General features: G+C 40.1%; 5 protein-coding genes. All 5 read left to right on the top strand.

Going from position 1 to position 3,924, the window contains the following annotated elements:
- Nucleotides 1–963: RHS repeat-associated core domain-containing protein (locus tag C900_RS24135; protein WP_040497463.1), on the top strand; the 963-nt coding region annotated here is incomplete at its 5' end.
- 401 nt (nucleotides 964–1,364) lie between these two features.
- Nucleotides 1,365–2,462 carry a polymorphic toxin type 35 domain-containing protein gene (locus tag C900_RS24125; RefSeq protein ID WP_157494182.1) on the top strand — a complete coding sequence of 366 codons (1,098 nt, stop codon included), beginning with the start codon at nucleotides 1,365–1,367 and terminating at the stop codon, nucleotides 2,460–2,462.
- Nucleotides 2,463–2,474: 12 nt separating this feature from the next.
- Nucleotides 2,475–2,897 carry a hypothetical protein gene (locus tag C900_RS24120; protein WP_009582956.1) on the top strand — a complete coding sequence of 141 codons (423 nt, stop codon included), beginning with the start codon at nucleotides 2,475–2,477 and terminating at the stop codon, nucleotides 2,895–2,897.
- A 61-nt stretch (nucleotides 2,898–2,958) separates the two neighbouring features.
- Entirely contained in the window at nucleotides 2,959–3,351 is a 393-nt protein-coding gene (locus tag C900_RS24115; RefSeq protein ID WP_040497461.1) for a hypothetical protein, read from the top strand.
- Nucleotides 3,348–3,716: a hypothetical protein gene (locus C900_RS24110; protein ID WP_040497460.1), complete on the top strand. Its 369-nt coding sequence runs from the start codon at nucleotides 3,348–3,350 to the stop codon at nucleotides 3,714–3,716. Before C900_RS24115 ends, C900_RS24110 begins: the two co-directional genes overlap by 4 nt.
- The last annotated feature ends 208 nt before the right edge of the window (nucleotides 3,717–3,924 follow it).

The following is a 3,924-nucleotide window of genomic DNA, read 5'->3' as shown; positions in this document are numbered from 1 at the left end:
AGGCAGTATGACCCAGCACTAGGCAGGTTCAATTCCGTAGATCCATTTGCTAACCGGTACCTGAACGAAAGCCCATACAGCTATGCCGGGGCTAATCCGATTTACTATTCTGATCCGAGTGGTGGTTCTTATGCGGACCTGATGCAGGATGATGAGTTTGTGAATGGGGGGTATAGGGTAGTTAATGCTGGTGGTGGATATATTCCAAGCAGGGCTTTTGGTTGGGCTAATAATTGGTCTGATCAGTTTGGAAGTGGCGGTAACTATTTCAATGCTTCCTGGTCTGATATTGTCGGCAATGCATTAAGTGGTAATTTGACCGGGTTACGTGAGGGAACATATTTGAATGATGGTTCCGGAGGAGTAGCTTTTTACAGTCCTACAGACCGAGAGGCTCCATGGATTTATAATAAATGGGTCAAGGATTACGTCCCTACTGCGGCAATACTATCTTTTGATGCTACACATCAAAATGAAGCATATAGAAGCAGGGCTGCAAATCAACAGCAACGATTTCTAAATGATATAAGCCAAAGCTGGTCGGAAATGAGGCTTGCAAAAGAAAGTAGTGCATCTGCAGAGTCACAGGATGCGAGCTGGATGAAAACCGCTGTTGCAGTTAATGGAATAACTCAAATGGGTACGACTATAGCAGTTAATGGTCCTAAGCCTTTGTATAAAGGTCCGAAAGCTTGGTCTGGCATGACTAAAGCAGGAAGTACTTTTGGAACAAAACTAGGAATTGCTGGAATTGCATTAACTGGTGTTGATGCTGCGATACAGGGGGAATGGAAACCGCATCATACGGCAGACGCTGTGATCGGAGCTGCCTTAACAGCAGGTGCAATGATTCCTGGTGTTAACGTTTTTGTTGGCATAGCTGGGGGTGTATATTTTGTTTCCGATTTGGCATGGCAATTTTATTCCGGAAAGAGCATTACTGAAAGTTTATTTGATGAGTAAAGCGAATATGTATAATTATATATTTAGAATTTTTTACAGTTTATTTCAAAAAATAGGTACTGTAGATCCGAGGGATAATGCTGTTTCCATGGTGGTTTTGGCCTTTTTTGCTCACATATTTCTTTTGTTAAATATCTTTACAGTATTATTTGGTACTAATCTATTAACATTGGCTTATGGAGAGAATCATAGCAAGTATCTTTGGCTACCTCTAATCATCTTAATTATGGTCCTTTTTTATAGACACTATAATAAAGAGAAGACAGATCAAATTCTAGAGAATAGTGAAGGGAGCGAAAAACTGCTATCGATCAAAAATCTTATTCTTGTTATCGCTTTAATTATTATTCCTTTTGGAGTAGGAATATTATTGCTAAACTCCAACTAGTGCAAAGTTACTAGTGAACCGAGAGATGCCCCTGCGCCACTATGACCCCGCTACTGGAAGAATGACAGGTATAGACCCTATGGCTTCGTCTTATTTAAGTGAAAGCCCGTATTCATTCGCAGGCAACAACCCGGTATATTACAATGATCCTAGCGGGGGTTCTTATACGGACCTGATGCAGGATGATGTGTTTGTCAATGGGGGGTATCAGGTGTTTAATGGAGGTGGTGGATATATTCCGAGTAGAGCTTTTGGTTGGGCTAATAATTGGTCTGATCAGTTTAGGTCATCATATGGCTATACTTCGACAGCGAGTATGATTAGAGATGCCTGGAATGCTACTCCTGAAGGCGGAATCTCTTTTTCTACTTATGATAACGGGATTCTAAGTAGTAGGCTAAGTACCACAGATTATTTTGTTTCGGGAGACGGTAACGGAAATGGATTTATTGCTGCTAATTTTGGAGGTGGTGTAGCAGGAACATATGTTTATGGTTCGGGCAGAGGCGATAGATACGCCTATGGTCCTGGGAGTGCTGGTTATGATGGACAAATTCATATGTTAGCACCAGCCATAGCAGGCGGTGGAGACCCTAAGCCTTATCAATTCGCTTCAACTGGTAATTGGTTCAAAGATATGATGCTCCAGTTGCAGGAGTGGGGTAGAACAGGAGGAAATGAAGCTGTAGCGAATTTTGCTGCTGATTTTGTGGGAGCGAATGCTTTGTCGGGATTATTTTTTGGAAACAATGGAAGAGGTGAAGTTTCCAGAACGATGGCCGGTATTGAAGTTGGTTTGATTTTCATCCCTGGAAGTGGAGCCGTAAAGACTTTAGCAACAGGAACACGGTTACTAAAAGTTGCCGGTATTGGAGCTAATAGAATAAGCCACATCATGCAAACCAAGCATGCGTGGCAAAAGCTAATGGCTAACCCGACTTGGAGTAAAATACAACCATTGATTGATCAAACTTTGGTTCACGGTACGCTAGTGCCATATAAAGGAGTTAGCTCAAGGGTAATGTATCATAACGGTTTTCATATCCAAGTTACTTTCAAAGAGCTTAATGGTGTTATAAATGTTAGTGATGCTTGGGTTATTACACGATAATATTTGTGTACTATGTTGATAAAATTAATAAAGGAAAAACGGTTTGAAGAAGCATATAAGCAAGTTGATATTCAAAACTTTAAACCTTACTATGATGAAATTCTTTCGGCAGTCTTTGTGGACGAAGATATGTGTCATTATGAGTTTTTAAATTATATAATTGAAAATCATAGAGGAGATGCATTAATGCATTACTATGCTGCGGAATTAATGAGTACGGCATTAAATTTTATGCCAAACGGGTATAAAATAGCCTTTGATCATGCAATGAAAGCTATAGAATTAAATCCGTCAGATATCTCGCTGAAAGAATACGCACTTTTATTTTATGAAGTTCCAGATCGATTGCTTGATGAACAAAAGGCAAAGGAGTTAGCCTTAGAGGTGCTTAAAGCTAATAAAGAAAGTGAAGCAGCGAAACGGGTACTTAGTTAACCTCTATCCAAACCTGGCGCAAGTCTGTGACTTGTGGCTTCCAAATGGGTAAAGAGGGTCTGTGACCCGGTACAAGAGAGCGAAAAACTATCTATCGCGGAAGTACTTCGATGTTACAACAGTAAAACCGCGATATTGGGGGGCTACTGATTTTAAACTTGCTTCACGAGTTGGAAAAAGATTAAGTACGAGGCTCTCAATCGCAGGAGCCTCTATTTCAGTTTATCAAGCCATTGATAATCCAACAGAAGGCAATATTGTGGATGCCACCTTTTCTGTTATAGGTGTAGTCCCAGGATATGGTACTCTTATTGGAGGAATTTATTTTGGAGCAGATTTAATTACCTTGGGGATCACAGGTCAAGGCATCAGCGAGCACATTGATAATTATATGTGGATGTCCAGTCCAATAGGTATTGGCTATGTTCCTTTTACTGAAAGACCACGGAAATGATGGAATTGTTTGACTATATCTACTATCGCTGGTTAAAAGTATATGCTAAAGAAGATCGAGACCCAGATATTTATGCTTCTGGCATAGTATCAGCATATCAACTATTGACAATTGTTAATCTAGTTTCGTTTGGATGCATATTGTTAGGCATTGAGCGCCCTGAAGTGAAGTACATAATTCCGGTAATTGTGCTAATTTTTATCTTTAACTATTTTCGTTATGAACGTGGTTTTGATATAAGCAAGTTAGAGGAAAAATGGGGAAATGAACCAGAAGACAGGAAGCGGATCCGGTTTATTCTACTTGTGGCTTATTTGGTTGTGACATTTACAGTGCCTTGGATATATGGATTTGCTACTAACTAAAGTTTCCTTCCTAGCGTGCATTTACTTCCGTGCTACCATGATTACAGAAGAAGCCTTGCAGGGATGCGAGGCTTTTTTGATTATAAAGAGGCTACGTTTTTTGGAAGAACTCTTTAAACTTTTTACTGCAAAATCCCATTGAAATTCCAAAAAGTCCGTCCCAGTATTGGGACAGACACCTCAATGGAAACATCCTGTCACTGAAACG

The sequence above is a fragment of the Fulvivirga imtechensis AK7 genome (genome assembly GCF_000331535.1).
In the GTDB taxonomy this organism is placed as follows: domain Bacteria; phylum Bacteroidota; class Bacteroidia; order Cytophagales; family Cyclobacteriaceae; genus Fulvivirga; species Fulvivirga imtechensis.
Note: the sequence above shows the minus strand (reverse complement) of the source record. Positions and strands in the feature narration are given on the sequence as shown.